This window comes from Nostoc sp., assembly GCF_036917235.1.
In the GTDB taxonomy this organism is placed as follows: Bacteria; Cyanobacteriota; Cyanobacteriia; order Cyanobacteriales; family Nostocaceae; genus Nostoc.
The window spans coordinates 1-23,053 of record NZ_JBALDU010000090.1; the positions used below are offsets into that span (position 1 = coordinate 1).

Annotated in this window: 21 protein-coding genes and 1 pseudogene; 16 read left to right on the forward strand and 6 right to left on the reverse strand. The window is 42.4% G+C overall.

Features of this window, described 5'->3' with window-relative positions; all coding sequences use genetic code 11:
• Nucleotides 1-130 precede the first annotated feature (130 nt).
• The 4 genes from V7K44_RS24745 (at nt 131) to tatA (ending at nt 2,595) form a co-directional block, all read left to right on the forward strand.
• A complete protein-coding gene (locus tag V7K44_RS24745; protein WP_334935348.1) occupies nt 131-1,402 on the forward strand; it encodes a restriction endonuclease in 1,272 nt (423 codons plus the stop codon).
• Between the two features lie 365 nt (nt 1,403-1,767).
• Nucleotides 1,768-1,995 carry a DUF2188 domain-containing protein gene (locus tag V7K44_RS24750; RefSeq protein WP_334935350.1) on the forward strand — a complete coding sequence of 76 codons (228 nt, stop codon included), beginning with the start codon at nt 1,768-1,770 and terminating at the stop codon, nt 1,993-1,995.
• Between the two features lie 78 nt (nt 1,996-2,073).
• Nucleotides 2,074-2,286 (forward strand): KTSC domain-containing protein, encoded by a 213-nt coding sequence (locus tag V7K44_RS24755; protein WP_334935352.1) that lies wholly within the window; start codon nt 2,074-2,076, stop codon nt 2,284-2,286.
• 135 nt (nt 2,287-2,421) lie between these two features.
• Entirely contained in the window at nt 2,422-2,595 is a 174-nt protein-coding gene (gene tatA / locus V7K44_RS24760) for a twin-arginine translocase TatA/TatE family subunit (RefSeq protein WP_094348761.1), read from the forward strand.
• Between the two features lie 41 nt (nt 2,596-2,636).
• Here the strand turns inward: tatA and cphA are convergent, their stop codons facing one another.
• The gene (gene cphA, locus V7K44_RS24765; RefSeq protein ID WP_334935354.1) at nt 2,637-5,342 is read right to left on the reverse strand and encodes a cyanophycin synthetase; all 2,706 of its coding nucleotides are present in this window, start codon (nt 5,340-5,342) and stop codon (nt 2,637-2,639) included.
• A 174-nt stretch (nt 5,343-5,516) separates the two neighbouring features.
• The gene (locus V7K44_RS24770; RefSeq protein ID WP_094348499.1) at nt 5,517-6,380 is read right to left on the reverse strand and encodes a cyanophycinase; all 864 of its coding nucleotides are present in this window, start codon (nt 6,378-6,380) and stop codon (nt 5,517-5,519) included.
• Nucleotides 6,381-6,918: 538 nt separating this feature from the next.
• Here V7K44_RS24770 and trmD point away from each other — a divergent pair.
• From trmD to argH, 8 genes are all read left to right on the forward strand, one after another.
• Complete coding sequence (gene trmD / locus V7K44_RS24775) at nt 6,919-7,701, forward strand: tRNA (guanosine(37)-N1)-methyltransferase TrmD (RefSeq protein ID WP_334935356.1); 783 nt, start codon at nt 6,919-6,921, stop codon at nt 7,699-7,701.
• 59 nt (nt 7,702-7,760) lie between these two features.
• Entirely contained in the window at nt 7,761-8,246 is a 486-nt protein-coding gene (ispF, locus tag V7K44_RS24780) for a 2-C-methyl-D-erythritol 2,4-cyclodiphosphate synthase (RefSeq protein ID WP_334935358.1), read from the forward strand.
• A 63-nt stretch (nt 8,247-8,309) separates the two neighbouring features.
• Nucleotides 8,310-10,091, forward strand: coding sequence for an ABC transporter substrate-binding protein (locus tag V7K44_RS24785; RefSeq protein ID WP_334935360.1), 1,782 nt, complete (start codon nt 8,310-8,312; stop codon nt 10,089-10,091).
• A gap of 94 nt (nt 10,092-10,185) precedes the next feature.
• Nucleotides 10,186-10,317, forward strand: coding sequence for a hypothetical protein (locus V7K44_RS24790; protein ID WP_442940714.1), 132 nt, complete (start codon nt 10,186-10,188; stop codon nt 10,315-10,317).
• Between the two features lie 25 nt (nt 10,318-10,342).
• Nucleotides 10,343-12,133 (forward strand): ABC transporter substrate-binding protein, encoded by a 1,791-nt coding sequence (locus tag V7K44_RS24795; protein ID WP_334935362.1) that lies wholly within the window; start codon nt 10,343-10,345, stop codon nt 12,131-12,133.
• Between the two features lie 172 nt (nt 12,134-12,305).
• Nucleotides 12,306-13,094 (forward strand): nickel pincer cofactor biosynthesis protein LarB, encoded by a 789-nt coding sequence (gene larB, locus V7K44_RS24800; RefSeq protein WP_334935364.1) that lies wholly within the window; start codon nt 12,306-12,308, stop codon nt 13,092-13,094.
• Between the two features lie 107 nt (nt 13,095-13,201).
• Entirely contained in the window at nt 13,202-13,408 is a 207-nt protein-coding gene (locus V7K44_RS24805; protein WP_334935366.1) for a hypothetical protein, read from the forward strand.
• Between the two features lie 82 nt (nt 13,409-13,490).
• A complete protein-coding gene (gene argH / locus V7K44_RS24810; protein WP_334935368.1) occupies nt 13,491-14,876 on the forward strand; it encodes an argininosuccinate lyase in 1,386 nt (461 codons plus the stop codon).
• 171 nt (nt 14,877-15,047) lie between these two features.
• Here the strand turns inward: argH and V7K44_RS24815 are convergent, their stop codons facing one another.
• Nucleotides 15,048-15,215 carry a hypothetical protein gene (locus tag V7K44_RS24815; RefSeq protein WP_012412073.1) on the reverse strand — a complete coding sequence of 56 codons (168 nt, stop codon included), beginning with the start codon at nt 15,213-15,215 and terminating at the stop codon, nt 15,048-15,050.
• Nucleotides 15,216-15,931: 716 nt separating this feature from the next.
• Between V7K44_RS24815 and V7K44_RS24820 the strand changes: the two genes are divergently transcribed.
• Entirely contained in the window at nt 15,932-16,426 is a 495-nt protein-coding gene (locus V7K44_RS24820) for an NUDIX hydrolase (protein WP_094348491.1), read from the forward strand.
• Nucleotides 16,427-16,618: 192 nt separating this feature from the next.
• Nucleotides 16,619-17,461 (forward strand): alpha/beta fold hydrolase, encoded by an 843-nt coding sequence (locus tag V7K44_RS24825; RefSeq protein ID WP_334935369.1) that lies wholly within the window; start codon nt 16,619-16,621, stop codon nt 17,459-17,461.
• Here V7K44_RS24825 and V7K44_RS24830 read toward each other — a convergent pair.
• The 3 genes and pseudogenes from V7K44_RS24830 to V7K44_RS24840 form a co-directional block, all read right to left on the reverse strand.
• Nucleotides 17,453-17,916 (reverse strand): annotated as a pseudogene (locus V7K44_RS24830) (type II toxin-antitoxin system VapC family toxin). The gene V7K44_RS24825 and the pseudogene V7K44_RS24830 sit on opposite strands and share 9 nt — an antisense overlap.
• A 14-nt stretch (nt 17,917-17,930) precedes the next feature.
• Nucleotides 17,931-18,407 (reverse strand): hypothetical protein, encoded by a 477-nt coding sequence (locus tag V7K44_RS24835; RefSeq protein ID WP_334935370.1) that lies wholly within the window; start codon nt 18,405-18,407, stop codon nt 17,931-17,933.
• An 83-nt stretch (nt 18,408-18,490) separates the two neighbouring features.
• On the reverse strand, nt 18,491-19,339 hold the full coding sequence (locus tag V7K44_RS24840) for a pantothenate kinase (RefSeq protein WP_334935372.1): 849 nt from the start codon (nt 19,337-19,339) through the stop codon (nt 18,491-18,493).
• 110 nt (nt 19,340-19,449) lie between these two features.
• Between V7K44_RS24840 and V7K44_RS24845 the strand changes: the two genes are divergently transcribed.
• Nucleotides 19,450-21,174, forward strand: coding sequence for a diflavin flavoprotein (locus V7K44_RS24845; protein WP_334935374.1), 1,725 nt, complete (start codon nt 19,450-19,452; stop codon nt 21,172-21,174).
• Nucleotides 21,175-21,315: 141 nt separating this feature from the next.
• Nucleotides 21,316-23,028 (forward strand): diflavin flavoprotein, encoded by a 1,713-nt coding sequence (locus V7K44_RS24850; RefSeq protein WP_334935376.1) that lies wholly within the window; start codon nt 21,316-21,318, stop codon nt 23,026-23,028.
• Nucleotides 23,029-23,053 lie beyond the last annotated feature (25 nt).

A 23,053-nucleotide genomic window follows, 5' to 3' on the forward strand; every position in this document is an offset into this window, starting at 1 on the left:
TCATCTCGTAGTGCATATCGGCGCGTCATCTTTTTCCTGTTATTTATCTTTCTTCACCTGTTCTTATTCCACTTTACCTAATTGATGACACGCCCGATAGCTAGCTTCAGAAAATATCAGCAAATTGGCAATGAATTGTTTCTTATCACTCAGAGCCTATCAGCTTATTGGAGACTTGGAACAGCCACGCCAATATAAAATCACTCCTCTTGTTGAGGAAATTTTATCGAAGTCCAACAATACTTCTTTTGTAAATCGACGGTTTGCGGCTCACATATTAAATAATCTGTCAGGCATGGCTTTATTAAAAGCTATCGACGCAATTAATTCTAGAGGAGAAGAACCACAGTTGGAGTCGATAGCTTATGAATTACAAGAAAGGGGATATGCCATATCGCCCAACGCCATTTACACAAGTACCATGAGAAGTTGGTTGTTCCAAGCAGGTGTTTTTGAACGGGAATACGAAATAAACTGGGATATTGTTTCAGAAATTTTAGGCATCAATAAAGATTTTATTGACGAGCTTTATACCCTGACTCCCGGACAAAAACATTTTCTGCTTAGTCTGCTGAATCTTGATGTGAAAGAACTTATACCAGCTAATAAAGTTGCCCAACATACCAGAAGTATTTATAAATTAAGACTAACAACTAAAAATTTAGTCAAGGATGTTATTGAACCTCTTGCAAATCTCGGTTTGATAGAAACAGAAAAAACCACAGGTGGTAGAGGAGCTAAACCGAATAAAGTCAGATTAACAAGCATTGCCCAGTCTGAACTATTAGCACCCTTTCTAAAATCAATCGCTAATGAAACAAGGCTTTCGGAAATTGAACTCAACCGTACCTTTGATGATGTTGTAAATGAATTAAATCATCCAGATAAACATATTAAAGGCAAAGCGTTAGAGCTTCTGGCAGTCTGGATGATACGCCTAACTAGTCTGCGTTTTACAAAATGGCGCAGTAGAGAAAATGGCAAAGGGGAAGTAGATGTTCTGGCAGCTTCAGACAGATTTGTTTATAGTCGGTGGCAGATTCAATGCAAAAATACAAATAAGGTTGATATTGATGTCTTAGCCAAAGAAATCGGGCTGACATTTGTTACGGGGGCAGACGTGGTAATGGTTGTAACAACTGGTGAGTTTACAAGGGATGCTTATCAATATGCTTACAGAATGATGGAAGTATCCCGCTATTATATGATTTTGTTACAAAAAGATGATATTGAAGCAATTAAAAGGGATAAGACGAATATTGTTGAAATTTTCGGCAGAAAGGCTAGGCGAGTCTTTGCGAAGAAAGAACTCGACGTGTCTGACGAAGAGTTAAATGAAATTGAACAGGAAGAAGATTTGATGGCTGAAGCTATCGAAGATGAAATAGATGATAACACTTGAGATATTTATTTGATAATATCGATATTTCTATACGTCTAAATTAATATTTAGCCGTGGATCTCGCTTCAATTTCAAGCATTATCTAATTATAAGCTTAATGACACAATAATGTGGCACTTAGTATTTTTACCATTAAATTTTCCGTCATGTAGAGACAGTTATAACTCCTCAAAAAAAGGTATTAATATTGAAATCTAAAACTTAGATTAAAATGACTGCTGATGGAGAACAATTTTAAAAACTTATTTTGAAAGAATAACCAAAATTATTTAATAATTATTTAATATTGCTTCTACTGCAAGATACTTACATTAGTAAATATTGTGCTAAGGTATAAAAGTAGTTAAGTATAAATAATATCACTAATGTCTAAAGGTAAAGACCAACATATTGTCCCTCACTCTGAAGGTTGGGCAGTTAAGTCTGAGGGTGCTAGTAAGGCTACTAAAATATTCCCAACCCAGCAAGAAGCAATTGAGAAAGGGCGTGAGATTGCTATTAATCAGCAGTCTGAATTATTGATACATAACCGAGAAGGGCAAATTCGAGAGCGGAACAGCTACGGCAATGACCCGCACCCACCTAAAGGTTAAAGACTAGTAGATTAGTTCAAGATAGACTGTCAGGTGAGTAATTTTCACCTGACATTTATTTTTGTATAGGAATAAAGAATGCTACGAACACAAGTTAGCTCAAGCGATCTGCAAAGTGTTGGTTACGATGCCACAACTTGCACGCTTGAAATTAAGTTTCATAGTGGAGGCATATACCAATATCTTATAGTTCCAGAAACTCTTTATAGGGGACTAATGGCTGCTTCCTCACACGGGAAGTATTTTCACGCTTACATCAAAGATTTATACTCTTATGAAAAAATAGCCTAAAATTTGATTCCCAACTCGACTTGTGTATACACGGTAGATTTCTGCAAGAGGGTCGAGCGCTGATCATTGGGGAACTCATCGTATTTGAGCCATCAATGTCTATATTTAATTACAGATGCCTTAGAGGAAATTTATATGTTTGGACTGGGATGGCCAGAAATAGCTGTAATTAGCATAGTCGCTATTCTAATTTTCGGCCCAAAAAAAATTCCTGAACTGGGGACTGCACTGGGCAAAACCTTACGAGGTTTTAAGGAAGAGATGAAAACTCCCAGCGAGGAAACCAATCAGGAAGAAGAAAAACAGTAATAAAAGTAGTCAGTAGAAGTCAGCGCACTGACTCCTGCTGACTACAGCAAGGTATTAACCACAGAAGAAGGTGCGATCCCATTTTGGGAATCGATGACAGTTGTGCCGGGATTTGGTTGGTGTGTCTCTTCTTTCGCTAAACCACGCAGCTTAATTAACTTAATTGCGCGAGTAACGCTTTCTGGCAAAATTACTACCAGACTGTTATCAGGAGCCATGTCTAAGCCTTTATTAATCGCTTGAGTTTCATCCAGAATCGATTCATAACGGCTATCAGGTTTCACTTCCGTGATGCCTTGAATAATCAACTGGGCAGCCGATCCCCGTGGTCGTCCCCGTGTATCATCGTCTTCTTTGATGATGATGTAATCAAAAATTTGCGCTGCTAATTTGCCCAAAGTAACAAAATCTTCGTCACGGCGATCGCCAGGACCACCAATTACGCCAATCCGTTGTCCTGTAGTCCAGTTCCGTACAAAGGAACCTACAGCTTCGTAACTGGCTGCGTTGTGGGCATAATCTACTAAAGCGTGGTAGTTGCCTAAATTAAATAAATTCATTCGTCCCGGGGTTTGACTAACTGAAGCCCGGAAGGTCTTCAAACCAGCACGAATCTGCTCAATTGTGACGTTTTGCACGAATGCTGCCAAACTTGCAGCTAAAGCGTTGGCAATCATAAACGGCGCACGTCCGCCCATTGTTAAAGGTATATTTTCGGCTCTTTCTATGCGGTGTGTCCAATCACCTTTAACAATTGACAAATAGCCATTTTCATATACTGCCGCTACTCCACCCTTTTGGATGTGCTTCCGCACTAATTCCGAGTCGGGGTTCATGGTGAAGTAAGCAATATTAGCCTTAGTTTTTTCTGACATCGCAGCGACGCGGCGATCGTCGGCATTAAGTACCGCATAGCCATCAGGGAATACAGCTTCCGCTACTACGCTTTTAAGGTTAGCTAACTGCTCAATGGTATCTATATCGCCGATCCCTAAGTGGTCGGATGCTACATTCAATACCACCCCTACATTTGCGGCTTCAAAGCCCAATCCAGAGCGGAGAATGCCACCGCGAGCTGTTTCCAGCACTGCTACCTCTACTGTGGGATCTTGGAGGATGACGTGGGCACTTTGGGGGCCTGTATTATCACCAGCTTCTACTAAGTAATCACCGATATATGTCCCATCAGTTGTAGTATAACCTACTACTTTTCCGGTCTGTTTATAAATATGTGCTAGTAGTCGAGTCGTGGTAGTTTTGCCATTAGTACCCGTAATGCTGAGGATGGGAATTTGGCTAGATTGCTCGTTAGGAAACAGCATATCCATCACTGCGCCAGCGACGTTGCGAGGGATGCCCACGCTTGGGGCAACGTGCATTCGGAAGCCGGGGGCGGCGTTAACTTCGACAATCACGCCATCAACTTCCCGCAGAGGACGGCTAATATCCGTGGTGACAATATCGAGTCCGGCGATATCCAAACCGATAATCTTGACAACTCGTTGTGCCAACCAAAGATTTTCTGGGTGAATTTCATCGGTACGGTCAACGGCACTACCACCTGTACTCAAGTTGGCTGTTGCCCTGAGATAACAAAGAGTACCCTTGGGTGGCACGCTATTTAGGGTGTAACCTTGCCTTTCTAGCAACTGGTAGCTGGTGCGGTCTAGTTCAATTTTGGTCAGGACGTTATCATGTCCTTCACCGCGATTTGGGTCAAGGTTTGTTTCCTCAATCAGTTCGGCAATGGTGGATCTGCCGTTGCCAATGACATGAGCCGGGACACGTTCGGCTACTGCTACTACTTTTCCATTTACCACTAGTACCCTGTGGTCACGCCCAACGTAATATCTTTCGACAATAATTGACCGAGAAACTTGTCTGGCAGCTTCATATCCAGCTTCAGCTTCTTCCCAAGTTCTAATATCAATGGTGATCCCACGTCCATGATTGCCATCTAGGGGCTTGATGACGATGGGATAGCCGCCAACGAATTCAATTGCTTGTTCTAAATCGTCTAAAAAGTTGATTACTGTACCTCTGGGTACTGGCGCACCAGCCGCAGCGAGGATACGTTTAGTGGCTTCTTTATCGCAAGCTAGTTCTACGCCCAGAATACTGGTGTTGTCCGTCATTGTCGCCTGCATCCGCTTCTGGTTGACGCCGTAGCCTAGCTGAATCAAAAAGCGGGCTTCCAGCGACATCCAGGGAATACCTCTTTTTTCTGCTTCTTTAACGATCGCTTCGGTGGAAGGGCCTAAAGAAGCATCACGGGTGAAGTCTTTCAGGTCTTGGATATCTTGCTCTAGTTCTGCTTTGGGATAACGGCCTCGATCGACGATACTCTGGCACAGCCGTACTGCGGCTCGTCCAGCGTAGCGTCCCGCTTCCTCATTCAGGTACTCGATTACTACTTGGTAAATTCCGGGTGTGGCAGTTTCGCGGGTGCGACCAAAGCCGACATGCATACCAGCTAATTCTTGGAGTTCTAAGGCTACGTGTTCCACTATGTGGCCAATCATAGTGCCTTCTTTGACTCGCATTAGAAAACCACCACGACAGCCAGGCGAACAATAGTGGCCCTCCAGACTTGGCAGCGCCTCAACTAATCCTTCATAAAAGCCAGGGATTTCATTCGAGGGCGTCTCGCCAAGGGTTTCTAAATCGAGGCGCATGACGATCAGCTTGTGGCGTCGAATGCTCCAATAGTTTGGGCCGCGTAAGGTCTGGATCTTGAGGATTCTCATGGGAATAGGTAGATGGAGATTCGGAACCAAAATTCTAGTTTCTTACTGGAATTGACCGCTAAACTGTTCATTAGAAACAGTTTTTTCTTTTTACATGGTATTCTTATCATTTTTCTACGGTAAGAAATAATAAATGTGCGGTCAACTCAGTGTAACCTCAGATACTCTATCCCGTCAGCTGGAGATTCGGTGTACAGCAGGCAATACAGTCCGCTGGTACAAGTGGAAGCGATCGCCGTAGCTGAGGATATGGAGACGTAAATTATGTACGGTTAAGGGTTCATTAGCGCCGACGTGGGGTTCGTTGGTGTGGGTTAGCTCTGTGGGATCGACAATAGTGACACTGCCTTTGCCCATGACTTGTAACCAACCATCACGTTCAAACACAGCACAAGTATCTTCGTCAATGCCAATACCTAAGCGATCGGGATGAGCTGCGATCGCACTAATCAGTCGCCCCATCCGATTACGGTTGTGAAAGTGTTGGTCAACGATGACTTCAGGAATAAATCCCAAACCCGTTGCCATATCCACTAGGGAACGATTGGGCGTCTCTCCACTACCGCCGCCAGCAATCATGTGATGCCCCATCACCGCCGCTCCTGCACTGGTGCCTGCTAACGTAAGTTGCCCCGCCCTCACCCGCTGGCGAATAATTTCCATTGCTGGCGTATCTGCCAATACGCCACAAAGACGCAGCTGGTCTCCTCCTGTCAAAAATACCCCGCTACAGGCTTCTAAGGATGCTTTGATCTGGGAGGCTTCACACTGTTCTCGTTCGCGGATGTCTAAAATCTCTACCTTCTGGGCACCCATTTCTTCAAAAATGCGAATATACCGACCACCAATGATGGCGGGTTCGCGAGAGGCAGATGGAATAATTGTAATATAAGCCTTACTAGCACCGGCGCGTCCAAAAAAAGTTCGTAGGATTTCGCGTCCATGAACTTTATCTTCTGCACCTCCGATAACTAGAACGGCGGTTTTAGTTGCTTGGGGTGTCCTCATTTCTAGCGATTTAGCTTGTAATTGCGGCATTTTGGTTCTCCTGTCAACAACTTCAGGTGAATTTAACAAGGTTCAGTTGCCTGATAATTTTTGCGCTTTGCAACTTTTGAGAGGACACTTTTTGGAAGTTTGGAACTGGGTCAGCCACTCTCCAAATTCTCGCTTAAAGCTCGCGTTGCCTCAGTCTAAACGTGTTTGTTCACATTCCTCAAAGCCAGCGCCTTGTTTTTCACCTGTCCACTTGTAGCAGGGCAAAATAGTCTTTAAGTGGCTATATTCCCCCTTTCGGGTTGGGGAAGAGCAGTTAAGACTACGCTTTTTTCTGAGGCTGGCTCGATGCATCCTGGAAGTTGTTAACTTGATATGATTATTAATTTAAATGTAGTTGTGACAACATTTAAACATAAATTAAGTAATTAGAAAAACTTTTGATCCCATCTAAAATCCAGGAGGTCTGGTAGTTTTAGATACTATTGATAAAGTTTAACTGGAGTTTAACCCGACCTTGGCTTGCTGGTGTTTGCTAGACATTCAAATTTAAGATTAGTGTCCTCGAATACGAATAACTGTGCGCTTTGATATAGTTACGCTTTTTCCTGACTGTTTTAACTCTGTTCTCAATTCTGGGCTGCTAGGTAAAGCCTTAGCCAAACAGATTGCTGAAGTGCATCTGATTAATCCACGGGACTTTACCACTGACAAGCACCGAAAAGTAGATGATGAACCCTACGGCGGTGGTGTTGGGATGCTAATGAAGCCAGAACCTATTTTTACCGCTGTAGAGTCGCTGCCGATTCTACCCCGAAGAGAAGTAATTTTGATGAGTCCCCAGGGTCAAACAATTAATCAACCTCTTTTGAAAGAATTGGTGACAAATTATGACCAGTTAGTAGTTATTTGTGGGCATTACGAAGGAGTTGATGAGAGGGTGCTACATTTGGTGACTCGTGAAGTATCTTTGGGCGATTTTATTCTGACTGGTGGGGAAATTCCAGCAATGGCTTTGATTAATGGCGTCGTGCGCCTGCTCCCAGGCACTGTGGCCAAAACTGAGTCCCTCATAGCAGAAAGTTTTGAGGAAGGGTTGTTGGACTATCCCCAATATACTCGCCCTGCGAATTTTCGCGGTTTGAAAGTGCCTGATGTCTTGCTCAGTGGGAATCATGCCGCGATCGCTCGGTGGCGTTACGAACAACAAATTAAAAAAACCCGCGATCGCCGCCCCGATCTTTTGGAGAAATTGCAGCAGGAGGAGCAGGGGAGCAGCACTTCGACTCCTTTCGACTTCGCTCAAGGCAAGTCGCTCAGTGACCGAGGAGCAGGGGAGCAGGGAGAGAATAATAATTTCTAACTCCTGACAAATGACAAATGACCAATGACAAATGACTAATAACTAATAACTAATAACTAATGACAAAAATTCGTATTGGTAACGGCTACGATATTCATCAACTGGTGAGCGATCGCGCTTTGATTTTAGGTGGAATTAAAATTCCCCATGAACTCGGCTTATTAGGGCACAGTGACGCTGATGTACTGACCCACGCGATTATGGATGCCATGCTTGGGGCATTATCTTTGGGGGATATTGGTCATTATTTCCCGCCTAGCGATCCTCAATGGGCGGGAGCAGATAGTTTAATACTATTAACTCAAGTGAATCAACTGATTCGCGATCGAGGCTGGCAGGTGGGGAATATTGACTCGGTGATAGTAGCAGAACGTCCAAAATTAAAACCGCATATTCACAATATGCGTGACAAACTAGCGGCGGTTTTAGAATTAGAACCAAATCAAATTGGCATCAAAGCTACCACTAACGAAAAATTAGGCCCCGTTGGACGGGAAGAAGGGATATGTGCTTATTCTGTCGTCTTGCTAGTTGCTTCAGAGTAACTTTTGTTTTAACCTCGGATCGAGATATTGAAGACTGATTAGGATGGAAATAAATTTGGAATTATGAAATTTTTTAGACAAATTTTTCTGGCAATTAAAGATTTTTGGTTGCCAATAATTTTGGCTTCAGCAACAGCATTTATACTTACTGCCTGCAACCCAGCTAACTTCAAAAGTGCAGCTGCTCAAATGCCGCAATTGGTCAGTGCCATTCTCAGCGATCCCAAAACCTTTAACTACCCTCTGAGTCAAGAGTCTCCTAATGTTTTTTCTCTAATTTACGAGGGGCTAGTTACCCAAAACTCGATAACTGCTAAAGTTGAGCCAGCTTTAGCGGAATCCTGGCAAATTTCTGATGATAAATTAAAGATTGTTTTTACCCTACGTGAAGGGTTGAAATGGTCTGATGGTCAGCCGCTAACAGTAGATGATGTAGTGTTTACCTACAACGATATTTACTTTAACGAAGCGATTCCTACAGATGTAAGAGACGGCTTGAGGATTGGTGAAAGTCGGAAACTGCCCACTGTGCGAAAAGTGGATGATCGCCGGGTTGAGTTTAGCGTACCGGAACCCTTTAGACCTTTCTTGCTAAGTACAAGTTATCCCATTTTGCCCGCTCATGTGTTGCAAAAATTGGTAAAAACGAAAGACCAAGATGGGAAGCCGATTTTTCTGACACAATGGGGCGTTGATACTCCTCCCGACCAAATTATTGTCAACGGCCCTTACAAAATAGAGCGCTACGATACTAGTCAGCGTGTGGTCTTCCGGCGCAATCCCAACTACTGGCGCAAGGATGCTCAAGGTAATTCCCAGCCTTATATTGAACGGGTAATTTGGCAAATTGTGGAATCAACAGATACCTCCTTGCTGCAATTTCGTTCTGGTGGGTTAGATACTGTGGGAGTATCGCCAGATTACTTTTCTTTGCTAAAGCTGCAAGAAAAACAGGGTAATTTCACAATTTATAATGGTGGGCCAACATCTAGTACATCGTTTGTTTGGTTCAATCTCAACAAAGGTAAAAGGGACGGAAAACCACTGGTCGATCCAGTTAAATCTCGGTGGTTCAATAATGTGCAATTTCGGCAAGCTATAGCTTATGCAATTGACCGCCAAACGATGATTAATAACACTTTTCGCGGCTTGGGCGTACCACAAGATTCACCGATTTCTGTGCAAAGCCCCTATTACCTTTCACCAAAAGAGGGGTTAAAAATCTACGATTACAACCAGCAAAAAGCGAAGGAATTACTGCTAAAAGCAGGATTTAAGTACAACAACAATCAGTTAGTAGACGATCGCGGAAATCGTGTCCGTTTCTCTTTGCTTACCAATGCTGGAAATAAAATCCGTGAGGCAATGGGATCGCAGATTAAACAAGACTTGAGCAAAATCGGTATTCAAGTTGATTTCACTCCGTTGGCATGGAATACTTTTACTGATAAAACTTCTAACTCCTTAGATTGGGAAGCTTCTTTGATGGGTTTGACCGGCGGATTAGAACCGAATGACGGTGCTAATGTCTGGGCACCTGAAGGCGGATTGCACATGTTTAATCAAAAACCCCAAGCAGGACAAAAGCCAATTCAGGGTTGGGAAGTTGCTCCTTGGGAAGCGGAAATAGGAAATCTTTACATTCAAGCTGCACGAGAATTAGACGAAGCTAAAGTTAAAGCGATTTATGCCGAAACACAGCGGATTACTCAGGAAAATTTACCTTTTATTTACTTGGTTAATCCTTATTCAATGTCAGCTGTGCGTAATCGTTTTGAAGGAATTAAATTCTCTGCTCTTGGTGGCGCATTCTGGAATATCGAACAAATTAAAGTAACCGATTAGTCATTAGTCAATATTCATTAGTCAGTAATTAGTGGTATCTAACAACTGATAACTGACAACTGACAACTGATAAGTAACAAAGTACAAATGACCAATGACAAATGACAAAACTTTGCGATCGCTCTTAGAAGCGGTTGCCAATGGTAAAGTTACGCCAGATATAGGATTAGACGCACTTGAATTTTTGTCCTATAAACCTGCGGGTGAATTGATTGACCATAATTAGATAGAATTCCAGTAAATTTAATTCTATGAAATCACCCTCCACCTTTTTTGCAATCAGGCGTTTTTGGTTGCCAATAATTCTGACTTCAGCAATAGCACTTACACTTACCGCCTGCAACCCAGGGAACTTTAAAAGCGCAGCTGCTCAAGTAACGCAACTCGTCACCGCAGTTTTGAGTGAGCCTTCAACTTTTAACTATGCTTTAAATGAATCAGCATATAGTGTTTTTAGCTTCATCTATGACTCATTGATTAATGAGAATCCCCTAACTACAAAACTAGAGCCTGCTTTAGCAGAGGACTGGGAAGTTTCTGAAGATGGTCAACGGATTGCGATCACTCTGCGAGAAGGAATTAAGTGGTCAGATGGTCAGCCAATGACTGCTGATGATGTTGTCTTTACTTATAACGAAATCTACCTCAACCCCAAAATTCCTACCTCTACCAAGGATGCCCTAAGAATTGGTGATAAGGGCACTTTGCCAAAGGTCAAAAAAATCGATGAGCGCCGAGTTGAATTTAGTATACTAGAACCCTTTGCTCCTTTTTTAAGATATGTAGGTGGTATCCCAATTATGCCAGCCCATGCTCTACAGAAAGCAATTCGCACAGTTGGATCTGATGGAAATCCAAAGTTTCTCTCAATGTGGGGAACAGGCACTGATCCGAAACAAATTGTTGGTAACGGCCCATATATCATGGAAAGTTACGTTTCCAGTCAGCGAATTATATTTCGGCGTAATCCATATTACTGGCGCAAAGATGCTCAGGGTAATTCTCAGCCTTACATTGAGCGTATTGTTTGGCAAATTATTGAATCTACTGAAAACCAGTTGATTAGTTTTCGCTCTGGGCAGTTGGATAATTTAGAAGTTCCTCCTGAAGGTTTCAGTTTGCTCAAGCGAGAAGAAAAACGGGCGAAGTTTAAAATTTATAATGGTGGGCCAGGTACAAGTACGAGTTTTATTGCTTTCAATCTGAGTAAAGCAAAGAATTCTCAGGGTAAACCTTTTGTAGACCCAATTAAATCTATATGGTTTAATAAAAAGGAATTCAGGCAGGCTATAGCCTACGCCCTCGACCGCGAAACGATGAAAACAAATGTTTATCGGGGACTGGGTGAACTGCAAAATTCATTTGTTTATGTCAAAAGTCCCTATTTCCTGACTCCAGAAAAAGGGCTAAATGTATATAATTACGAACCAGAGAAATCGAAGAAATTACTGTTACAAGCTGGTTTCAAATATAATGACCAAAATCAGCTTTTAGATACTGATGGTAACAGAGTCAGATTTACACTCTTAACGAATTCGGAAAGAAAAGTTAGAGGAGATATGGCATCCCAAATCAGGCGGGATCTTGCTAATATTGGGATTCAAGTAGATTTGCAAATTCTCAGCTTCAATTCCTATCTAGAAAAACTCAAAGTTACGCATAATTGGGATTGTTACCTTGGAGGATTTACTGAAGGCGGTATTGAACCCCACGGCGCTAGCAATATATGGAGAATTACTGGTGCATCCCACGCATTTAATTTAGGGCCACAACCGGGAGATCCACCCATAATTGGCTGGGAAGTTTCCGACTGGGAAAAGCAAATCGACAGCCTTTACATTAAAGGCGCACAGGTATTGGATGAAAACAAGCGCAAGGAGATTTATTACGAATATCAGCGCATCGCCTCAGAACAGTTGCCGTTTATTCATTTAGTGGAGGCGTTGAATTTGCAAGCAGTGCGCGATCGCTTCCAAGGAATTAAATATACTGCTCTTGGTGGCCCATTTTGGAATCTCTATGAACTAAAAGTAACTGATTAGGTATTGGGCATTGGGCAAAACAGTTCGGTTAGCGGATAGCTAAGGTTTAGCCCGTTCCGAGTTCTAAGTAAAGAAGTGAAATTCGTTACTCAGCACTCCTGAAGGGCATAGAAAATTAGTTATTAGACGACTGATAAATCACAAAGGGCAAAAGACAAAGGGCTAATTACCGATGACCGATGAAAAAACTTTGCGATCGCTACTCGTTGCGGTTGCTAATGGTAAAGTTACGCCAGATACGGCATTAGACTCACTCAAAGACTTAACTTATGAATCTGTAGGTGAATTTGCCAAAATTGACCACCATCGCCAGCTAAGAACTGGTTTCCCAGAAGTGATTTGGGGTCCTGGTAAGACTCCCGAACAAATTGCTCAAATTATGGAAGTGATGCGCCTGCGCAACCCGGTGGTGATGGCGACTCGGATTGAACCAGCAGTTTATACCGCACTGCAATCAAAAGTTAGCGATTTGCGATATTACCAATCGGCGCGAATTTGTGCGATCGCTCCCCTTACCATCGAACCACAATTTGTGGGTGAAATTGGCATTCTTTCTGCTGGTACTGCCGATTTACCCGTTGCTGAAGAAGCTGCTGTCACTGCTGAACTTTCTGGTTTTAAGGTACAGCGCCTCTGGGATGTTGGCGTTGCTGGGATTCATCGTTTGCTGAGTAACCGCCACCTGATAGAATCAGCATCAGTGTTGATTGTTGTGGCGGGGATGGAAGGCGCTTTACCCAGCGTTGTCGCAGGTTTAGCGAGTTGTCCTGTGATTGCCGTACCCACCAGCATCGGTTATGGTGCAAGTTTTGGTGGTTTAGCGCCTTTGTTGACAATGCTTAACTCTTGTGCTGCGGGAGTAGGCGTAGTAAATATCGATAATGGTTTTGGTGCAGCAGTTTTGGCGGGGCAAATTTTGCGGACTGCCGAGAAATTGCGGTTGGCATCGTCTGCATCTTGAGTTAAGACATTGAAGTTATATTCAAGATTTCAGTAAATATCAGTAATTAAGGTAAATAAGAAACTGATGCTGAAATTTGCCACCCCTAACTTCATTAAGCACCAAATATGAGCCATTACAGCGATTTCATATCTCAGTTTTTTTGGCACTTGCCTGTAAATTTAACGGCATTAGCACAAACAATTACCGATCCAAACGTCATGGGTCAGATGCAAAAAGCTTGGAGCCACTTTATACAGACAGGTCAAGTGTGGGCATTGTTGATTGGTGTAATCATTGGCTATATGATTCGGAATCTAACTAGCTACGGTTAAAGAAATTTTAGATTTTGGATTTTAGATTTTAGATTAATCATTAATCTAAAATCCAAAATTGATGCTCAATCCCTTGATATTTATGACCAAAGAACAAACTTGGAGCCAGAGGTTTGAATCAGCGTTGCATCCAGCGATCGCTCGTTTTAATGCCAGTATAAGTTTTGATATTGAATTAATCGAATACGACCTCACTGGTTCTCAAGCTCATGCCAAAATGCTTGCTCACACGGGCATTATCTCCCCAGAAGAAGGAGAGCAACTGATTGCCGGTTTAGAACAAATTCGCCAAGAGTATCGCCAAGGTAAATTTCAGCCTGGTGTCGATGCTGAAGATGTGCATTTTGCAGTTGAACGCCGACTGACAGAAATTGTTGGCGATGTAGGTAAAAAGGTGCATACAGCGCGATCGCGTAATGACCAAGTTGGCACTGACACCAGACTTTACCTGCGCGACCAAATCCAACAAATCAAAAGCGAATTGCGAGAATTTCAAGGTGTTTTACTAGATATAGCCGAAAAGCACGTTGAAACCTTGATTCCTGGCTATACTCATCTACAACGCGCCCAGCCCGTGAGTTTAGCTCATCACCTTTTGGCATACTTTCAAATGGCCCAACGCGACTGGGAACGCTTAGGAGATGTTTCTCGCCGCGTGAATATCTCACCTTTGGGATGTGGTGCTTTAGCGGGAACGACTTTCCCCATCGATCGCCACTACACAGCCAAACTATTGAATTTTGACGATATTTATGCTAATAGCCTCGATGGAGTGAGCGATCGCGATTTTGCGATCGAATTTTTGTGTGCTGCTAGCCTGATTATGGTTCACCTCAGCCGCCTTGCAGAAGAAGTGATTCTTTGGTCATCTGAAGAATTTCGCTTTGTCACGCTCAAAGATAGCTGTGCTACTGGTTCCAGTATCATGCCCCAAAAGAAAAACCCCGATGTCCCAGAACTCGTGCGAGGGAAAACAGGACGTGTATTTGGTCATCTCCAGGCGATGTTAGTGATTATGAAGGGGCTACCTCTGGCATATAACAAAGACTTACAAGAAGATAAAGAAGGTCTATTTGATAGCGTTAATACAGTCAAAGCGTCTCTAGAAGCGATGACGATTTTGCTCAGAGAAGGCTTAGAATTTCGTACCCAACGGTTAGCATCAGCTGTGGCGGAAGATTTTTCTAATGCTACCGATGTAGCAGATTATCTAGCAGCACGGGGCGTTCCTTTTCGGGAAGCTTACAACCTTGTGGGTAAGGTGGTAAAAACTAGTATTGCCGCAGGTAAACTCTTAAAAGATTTGAAATTGGAAGAGTGGCAACAACTACATCCGGCATTTGCAGCAGATATTTATGAGGCAATATCCCCTCGTCAAGTAGTGGCAGCCCGCAACAGTCACGGAGGTACTGGCTTTGTACAGGTAAACAAAGCACTCATAGCCGCCCGCGCTCAAATTGCTCAATAGAGGGACTGGGGAAAAGGAGACAAGGGGAGTTTTGGAAAAAATCTCTCCCTTGTCTCCCTTATCTTTTCTCTATGCCCAATGCCCCAATCCCCAAAAATAAATAAGGGCGTACAAATAAATATACGCCCTAAAAGATAAATAATCTAAATAAAAAGGCTTTAAGCAGACAGCTTAGTCAGTGTCAGCTGCTGTTGCTGCGCCTTCTTCTTCTTCACTCTTCGGTGGTCTTTGTTGGAACCTTCTCTGCATTCTTCCTGTCGTAGTTCGTTTACGAAACTTTCTGGCATACGCCTGGTTACGTAGCGCCTTTTCTTTTTTCGGGTTACGGCGCTTGGCCATGTTCACCTCTATTAATAAACAACAAAAAAGTAGCAACTAGGCATCACGTAGGCAATATTAGCTACCAATGTTATTGATATACTTTTAACCTAGTGCAGCAATAAATACGCTTTAAACAGTGTACTAGTATATCGCATTATATCTAACTTTGTCAATAAAAATTATGAATTTTCCCTGCTAGCAAGACGAAAAATATCTTTTCTGAGATTCTAATCTATTTAATAGATTGGAAATTAGCTCATTAGTTGTTGTTCTTGAAACAAACCAATATTATCAAGAAATAATTCAGAAGGCATAGGTGGGTTTAAGCATAGAGTCTAAATATTTGATTTAGCTATCTTTAATTAATTATAGGTTTTAAACCCTACTTAATTGCCTCTTATAAATTCAGAATTCATAATTTTGGATTTCGACTTATTATTCATATTATTTATTTTAATGTGTTCTAAAAAACTATTAGTAACAGCTAGTTTCAACAGCACTAATGCTAGCTATCAACTGAAAATTTACCTGATTCAAGAAATATTATGTATATACAAACACAGTGCTTCTCTTGAAACTTGATGTTAGAATTGATAATATTCTACGTAAATCGTGAGAATAAAATCTCAAGCCACAAACATTTTTGTATAAAACAAAACTCAGCAAAAATCTTATTAGTTGAGCCTATGTTAAGTGGTAGGGAACTATAGAATACAACACATAAATTTTGAAGATTGAACGTTATTGCTTTTTTTCCGGCAGCTGTAGAGTCCACACGTAGCTTATGGCGTATTGGACAAACAGTATTGGGTATAATATTTCGTCATCCCATTACTGGCACTAGTATCATCCCAATTTTACCCGATGGTCGGATTGTACTGATCCGGCGGCGCGACAATGGTCTTTGGTCATTGCCTGGAGGGATTGTGGATTGGGGAGAAGATATTCCCAATACAGTTCGCCGGGAATTGATGGAGGAAACCGGGCTAGAATTAGTGAAAATTAACCGTTTGGTAGGAGTTTACTCTGCACCAGACCGCGATCCCAGAATCCATTCAATTTGTATTGTGGTTGAAGCCGAAGTGTATGGGACAATGGAGATTCAAGACACTTTAGAAGTCATGGAAATCCAAGCTTTCTCTCCCAGTTTACTACCTTCAGAAAAGATGTCTCACGACCATACTAGGCAGTTGCAAGACTACTTGAATGGCTTGACAACACTGGCATAATAATATTTTGTCATTAGTCATTAGTCATTGGTCATTTGCCACCAAAGTTATGATTTAAGGAATCTTCTCTACGAGAGGCTCCCCCAAGGAGACGCTCAACGAATCGCACCACATCTTTGTGTTTGTAATTTGACTAATGACTAATGACTAATGACTATTTATTATGGTGCTAAAAGTTAACTACTAAATAAAATGGATACACTATTCCGTAACTCCCGGAGAAAGCTCTCTCAAGGGCTACTTTTCTGGCGTGAAGTTGGTGAAAAAACTCCTATAATTTTTTTACATGGTGCTTGGAATGAGAGCAGTCAATGGTTATCTGTGATGGAATCCCTTGCACAAGATTTTCATTGTTTTGCACCTGATTTGTTAGGATTTGGTGAATCAGAAAATCCCAATATCCACCATTCGATAGATTTACAAGTTGAGTGTTTAGCTGAATTTTTGCAAGCTGTGAAGTTAGAAAAAGTATATTTAGTGGGGCATTCTCTTGGGGGTTGGATTGCTGCTAGTTATGCTTTAAAGTATCCAGAGAAAGTTGATGGTGTGGTACTGCTAGCACCAGAGGGCGTAGAGATAGCAGGACAAGAAGAGTATTGCCAGAAGATGCGGCGATTATTGAATTATCCACCACTAGTAGTTAAATTGTTGCGATCGCTAACTCCCTTGACTAAAATCCTGGGTTGGCATGAAAAAATCGCACAAGACTTGCAGTTGCGTCAATCGCTATTGCCCTATCCCATAGGTTGCCAGTTACTTTTCAAACGGCGACAAGTAGAAATTGAGGCGGAATTACTGCAAAAGCAGCTTTACATGATAGATGTCCCAGTTTTTATTTTACAAGGTGGCCAGGATACACCAGATGCTTTAGCCAGAAGTCGTGTTTATGCTCAACTAATGCCAAAAGTCGAGTTAAAAATGATTGCCCATGCCGGAAATGACTTGCCAGAATCTTGTGCTGAGGTTGTGGCGACCGAAATTCAGGAGTTTATTCAAGGTATTTTAAAAATCCATAATTTCAATGAGTTAAACTAGCTCATTCAGGGTTTGTTGCCAATCCACTACACATATTCCTTCGCTCTCAAACCGTGATATGTGTTTCAAGTTTGTTGTCACAACTATGACTTGATCAAAACTCTTCAATTGGAGAATTGCTTGAGCAGCAAGAATTACATCACCATCCAAACTTTCATTGCTTGCTGTAGGCTTCCCCTGGTTTCTTACCCATGCCCATAATTCGGCTGCTTTTCGCATTGGTTCGGGAGTCAGTGGTATCAGACAAATTTGACTAAGTTTGTTGAGGCGATCTATACTTCTTTGTTTTCCTTGTCTCAATAGTTCACGCCGAAGTTCATAATCGGCTATTTCTGGCACACGTATAACAGTTTCGGTTTTCCCTAAGATCGCAACCACTGTTGTACTAGTGGGTTTACTTTTGGATGCGTTACTTGACTCAAAGGATGAGTGTCTAGCAATACGGCTCTACTCATCTGTGTTTTTACACTTATATCCGATTTTGATTCAAGCCTGTCTCAATCTGTGGGTACGTTTGTTCATCATATCCAGATTCATCAGCTATCCATTCGTCAACCAATCCTGTTACTTTTTTTAAAGTATCATCTACTTTTGCTTCCGATTCAGAAAATTGGGCAAGTTGATTTTGTCTTGATTCTCGTAACCAGGTTGGCAAGAGATTTATTGCATTTGTTCCGAGTGTGTTTATGGTTGTAAGTGCAGCAAGGATGTCTACATCGTTATTATCATTACGAATAAATGTAAATCTACTAAAACTCCCACGATATGCAATATTTTCAGCGTTCCGAACGTTACGCCAACGAAATAAAGGTGGTAGAACTTTACCCACTGGCAACGATTGTCCCTCAATCAAGGCATCGATTTTTGCCCTAACTACTAGCAATTCTGCTGAAGAAAGGGCATCCAATTGCTGCATAATTACATCTAGCTGTGAAGTTTTGGGCATAGTTTATTTAGGGGGTAAACTTCTCTTTTAATTCTATGCTATCTGGGATTTGGATTGTATCTTTGCCGTGAAAAATCTGATTCCTATTCCTTATTCTCCATTAGTATTTCGCGCATTCCCCAAAAAATTAAATTTGGTTCCACAATTAAACGTTCTGCAATTTCAGGATATAAGGCTTGTAAATAGGTTACTAATAAAGCGCGATCGCCTCCTTTAATCGCAATCTTACCATTAGGATATAATTGCAACCACGCTTCAATAAAATCTTTGATTCCAGCTATTAAAGTGTAAATTACCCCGCTTTGAATTGCTTCTGTAGTATTGAGAGCAAAACGTGGTGGTAGAGACGGAAAGTTTTGCATTTCCACTAATGGTAATTGTCCTGTTTGTTGACCAAGAGTTGCAAATTGTAAGCCCAATCCCGGCAAAATTGCACCTCCAACTAGACACTCATTAGTATCCGCAGCCGTAAAAGTTAGCGCTGTCCCAGTATCAATTACTAACATTGGAAAACCCCACATTTTCCCCGCACCCCACAAAGCTAAAGCGCGGTCAATTCCTAGTGTGGGATAAACACCTTTTAGTGGTACTTGGTCTAAGGTAATAACGCGAACATTTGGGTAAGCTTGCCAAATAGCGGTTTGGCTGGGAACTACCGAGGCAAGGACAAGAGGGCACGGGGGCAGAGAGACAAAAGCGCAAAGGGGTGGAGTATTTGTGAGAAAATTACTTTGTTGATGGCTTGGAGAAATTGCTAGCAATAAATCATCTAGGGTTTGAAATTCAGCTAGATGTTGTATGACAGACTCAGCAAAATAGTCGGTATCCCAAGCTGAGTAAAGTGTCTCGCCAATAAACAATGCCCAATGCAGCCGCGAATTACCAATTTCCAAGGCTAGCCAAATTTCCTCTCTGTGGCTCTGTGGTTTCACAGTTTTAACTTTATTTAAGTCAACTATAGATTTTTTAATAAAAATTAACATTAAAGCCGTGTAACAATAAAAGAAGAGGAAGAAATACTCATTGTGTCAAGGAGGGAGTTATGGTAGCACTCACCGAAAAAACTGAAAAACGGCTCACCATACAGACTGTAGAGATTGCTCAAGAGACGACGGCAATTCGTTCTTTGGATTGGGATCGCGATCGCTTCGATATTGAGTTTGGTCTGCAAAACGGTACTACTTATAACTCGTTTCTCATCCGTGGCGAGCAGACTGCTTTAGTTGATACCTCCCATGAAAAGTTTCGTCAACTATACTTTGATACGCTCACCGGATTAATCAAGCCAACAGAGATTGATTATTTAATTATCAGCCACACGGAGCCAGACCATAGCGGTTTAGTTAAAGATTTGCTGCTGATGGCTCCAGAAATAACCGTTGTCGGTTCTAAAGTGGCGATTCAGTTTCTTGAGGATTTGGTACATCAGCCATTTAAACGGCGGATTGTGAAAAATGGCGATCGCTTAGATTTGGGCAATGGTCATGAATTTGAATTTGTGATTGCCCCAAATTTACATTGGCCGGATACCATTTTCAGCTTTGACCACAAAACCAAAACTCTCTATACTTGTGATGCCTTTGGGTTGCACTATTGCTCAGATAGCACCTTTGATGAAAACCTGGCAGCGATCGAAGAAGATTTTCATTACTACTACGATTGCTTGATGGGGCCAAATGCCCGATCGGTTTTGTCTGCCCTGAAGCGGATGGCAGAACTGAAAACCATCGACATGATTGCTACAGGACACGGGCCATTATTATCTCACAATGTTGAAGAACTAGTTGGACGTTATCGCACTTGGAGCCAAAGCCAAACCAAGGCAGAAACGGTAGTGGGAATATTTTACGTTTCCGAATACGGATATAGCGATCGCCTCGCGCAAGCAATTGCCAACGGTATCGGGAAAACCGGTGTCGCTGTGGAAATTGTCGATTTGGGATCGGAAGTCGATTTACAAGAACTGCGGGAAGTAGTTAGCCGTTGTGCTGGACTAGTCGTTGGATTACCTCCGGCTTCTGGCGCTGCGAACATCCAAGCTGCACTTAGCACAGTTTTAGGATCAGCCAAAGAAAAGCAAGCTATCGGCGTATTTGAAACTGGCGGTGGCGATGATGAGCCAATAGATCCTTTGGTGAGTAAATTCCGCAATTTGGGTTTGACAACAGTTTTTCCAGCGATTCGGATTAAACAAACACCCACAGAAAATACCTACAAGTTGTGTGAAGAAGCAGGTACAGACTTAGCTCAATGGGTAACACGCGATCGCAACATCAAAGCCATGAAATCTCTTGGTGCTGACTTAGATAAAGCATTAGGTAGAATCAGCGGTGGGTTATATATTATTACTGCCAAAAAAGGCGATGTTTCCAGTGCCATGCTAGCCTCCTGGGTTGCTCAAGCTAGCTTCAAACCCTTGGGATTCTCCATTGCAGTCGCAAAAGATCGGGCAATTGAATCACTCATGCAAGTAGGCGATCGCTTTGTTCTCAATGTCTTAGAAGAAGGCAATTTCCAACCATTAATGAAGCACTTTTTGAAACGATTCGCCCCTGGTGCAGATCGCTTTCAAGGTGTGAGAACTCAGCCAGCCGAAAATGGTGCGCCTATCCTCAACGATGCGCTCGCCTACATGGAGTGCGAAGTCATCAGTAGAATGGATTGTGGCGACCATTGGGCAGTATACAGCACAGTCTACGCCGGAGGAGTTTCTAAGCCAGAAAGTTTGACTGCTGTGCATCACCGTAAAGTTGGTAATCATTATTAATTTTGGATTTTGGATTTTGGAATTTAGATTAATAATCCAAAATCCATAACCACTCAATAAAGCATTTGTGTAGTATAGCCGTGCCTACTTAAGGATCTTTAATTAACAATCCAAAATCTAAAATCTAAAATTGTTTCAGCCATGTCAAAAAATAAACCCCGTGACGTTCAAGTTTTCCCCATTGCGACAGATACGAGAATACTGCGATCGCGCAGTTGGTCAAGGCTGAGATTTGAAATTGAATATGCTCTTGCTAAGGGTACAACTGCTAACTCTTATTTAATCGAAAGCGAGAAAACCGCCATTATCGATCCTCCAGGGGAAACATTTACACAAATTTATTTAGAAGCTTTACAGCAACGTTTCCATCTGGAAGATTTAGATTATGTAATTTTAGGACACGTAAATCCTAACCGCGCTGCAACTTTAAAAGCTTTGTTAGAAATTGCCCCGCAAATCACTTTTGTATGTTCTAATCCAGGGGCGAGAAATTTACGTGCGGCGCTGGAAAATCCTGATTTACAAATTCTTGTCATGCGGGGCGAAGAAACTCTAGATTTGGGTAACGGGCATAATTTACAATTTATTCCTACCCCCAATCCCCGCTATGCAGATCAACTTTGCACCTACGATCCACAAACAGAAATTCTGTACACAGATAAGTTATTTGGGGCCCATGTTTGTGGAGATCAGGTATTTGATGAAGGCTGGGAAGTATATAACGAAGATCGGCGCTATTATTTTGATTGCCTCATGGCTCCCCACGCCCGTCAAGTTGAAACAGCGCTGGATAAACTTGCTGATTTTCCTGTGCGAATGTATGCCACTGGACACGGGCCCTTGGTACGCTATGGCTTAATCGAGCTAACCAAAGCTTATCGGGAATGGAGTCAACAGCAAGCATCTGCTGAATTGACAGTAGCATTGATTTATGCATCAGCTTATGGGAATACAGCCACATTAGCCCAAGCGATCGCTCGTGGGATCACCAAAGCTGGTGTTGCTGTAGAATCGATTAACTGCGAATTTACGGAACCAGAAGAAATCCGCGCGGCTGTGGAAAAAGCCGGTGGTTTCATCATCGGTTCTCCTACTCTCGGCGGTCATGCACCGACACCCGTACAAACAGCTTTAGGAATTGTATTATCCACCGCTACTAACAATAAACTCGCTGGTGCTTTTGGTTCCTTTGGCTGGAGTGGGGAAGCGGTTGATTTAATTGAGGGTAAATTAAAAGATGCTGGCTATCGGTTTGGTTTTGATACCATCCGCGTAAAATTCAAACCCGACGATGCCACCTTACAATTGTGTGAAGAAGCCGGAACAGACTTCGCCCAAGCACTGAAGAAAGCGAAAAAAGTGCGATCGCCAAGTCAACCTGCAACCAATGTAGAACAAGCAGTTGGTCGGATTGTCGGTTCTCTTTGCGTTCTCACAGCCAAAGAAGGCGATCGCTCCAGTGCTATGTTAGCCTCGTGGGTGTCTCAAGCTAGCTTTAATCCCCCTGGTTTAACCATAGCCGTCGCCAAAGACCGTGCAGTAGAAACACTGACGCATACAGGAAACAAATTTGTCCTTAACATCCTCAAAGAAGGGAATCACCTGGGATTGATGAAGCACTTCCTCAAACCTTTTGGCCCAGGACAAGACCGATTTGCTGATGTCGCCGCCAAAGAAGCTGAAAGCGGTTCTCCCATACTTACAGATGCCCTAGCATATCTTGAATGTTCCGTACAAAACCGGATGGAATCTGGCGACCACTGGCTGGTTTATGCGACTGTCGAGAGTGGCAAATTGTTAGATACTGATGGCGTCACAGCCGTGCATCATCGCAAGTCGGCAACTCATTATTAATTTAGCGTTTTGGATTTTGGATGAA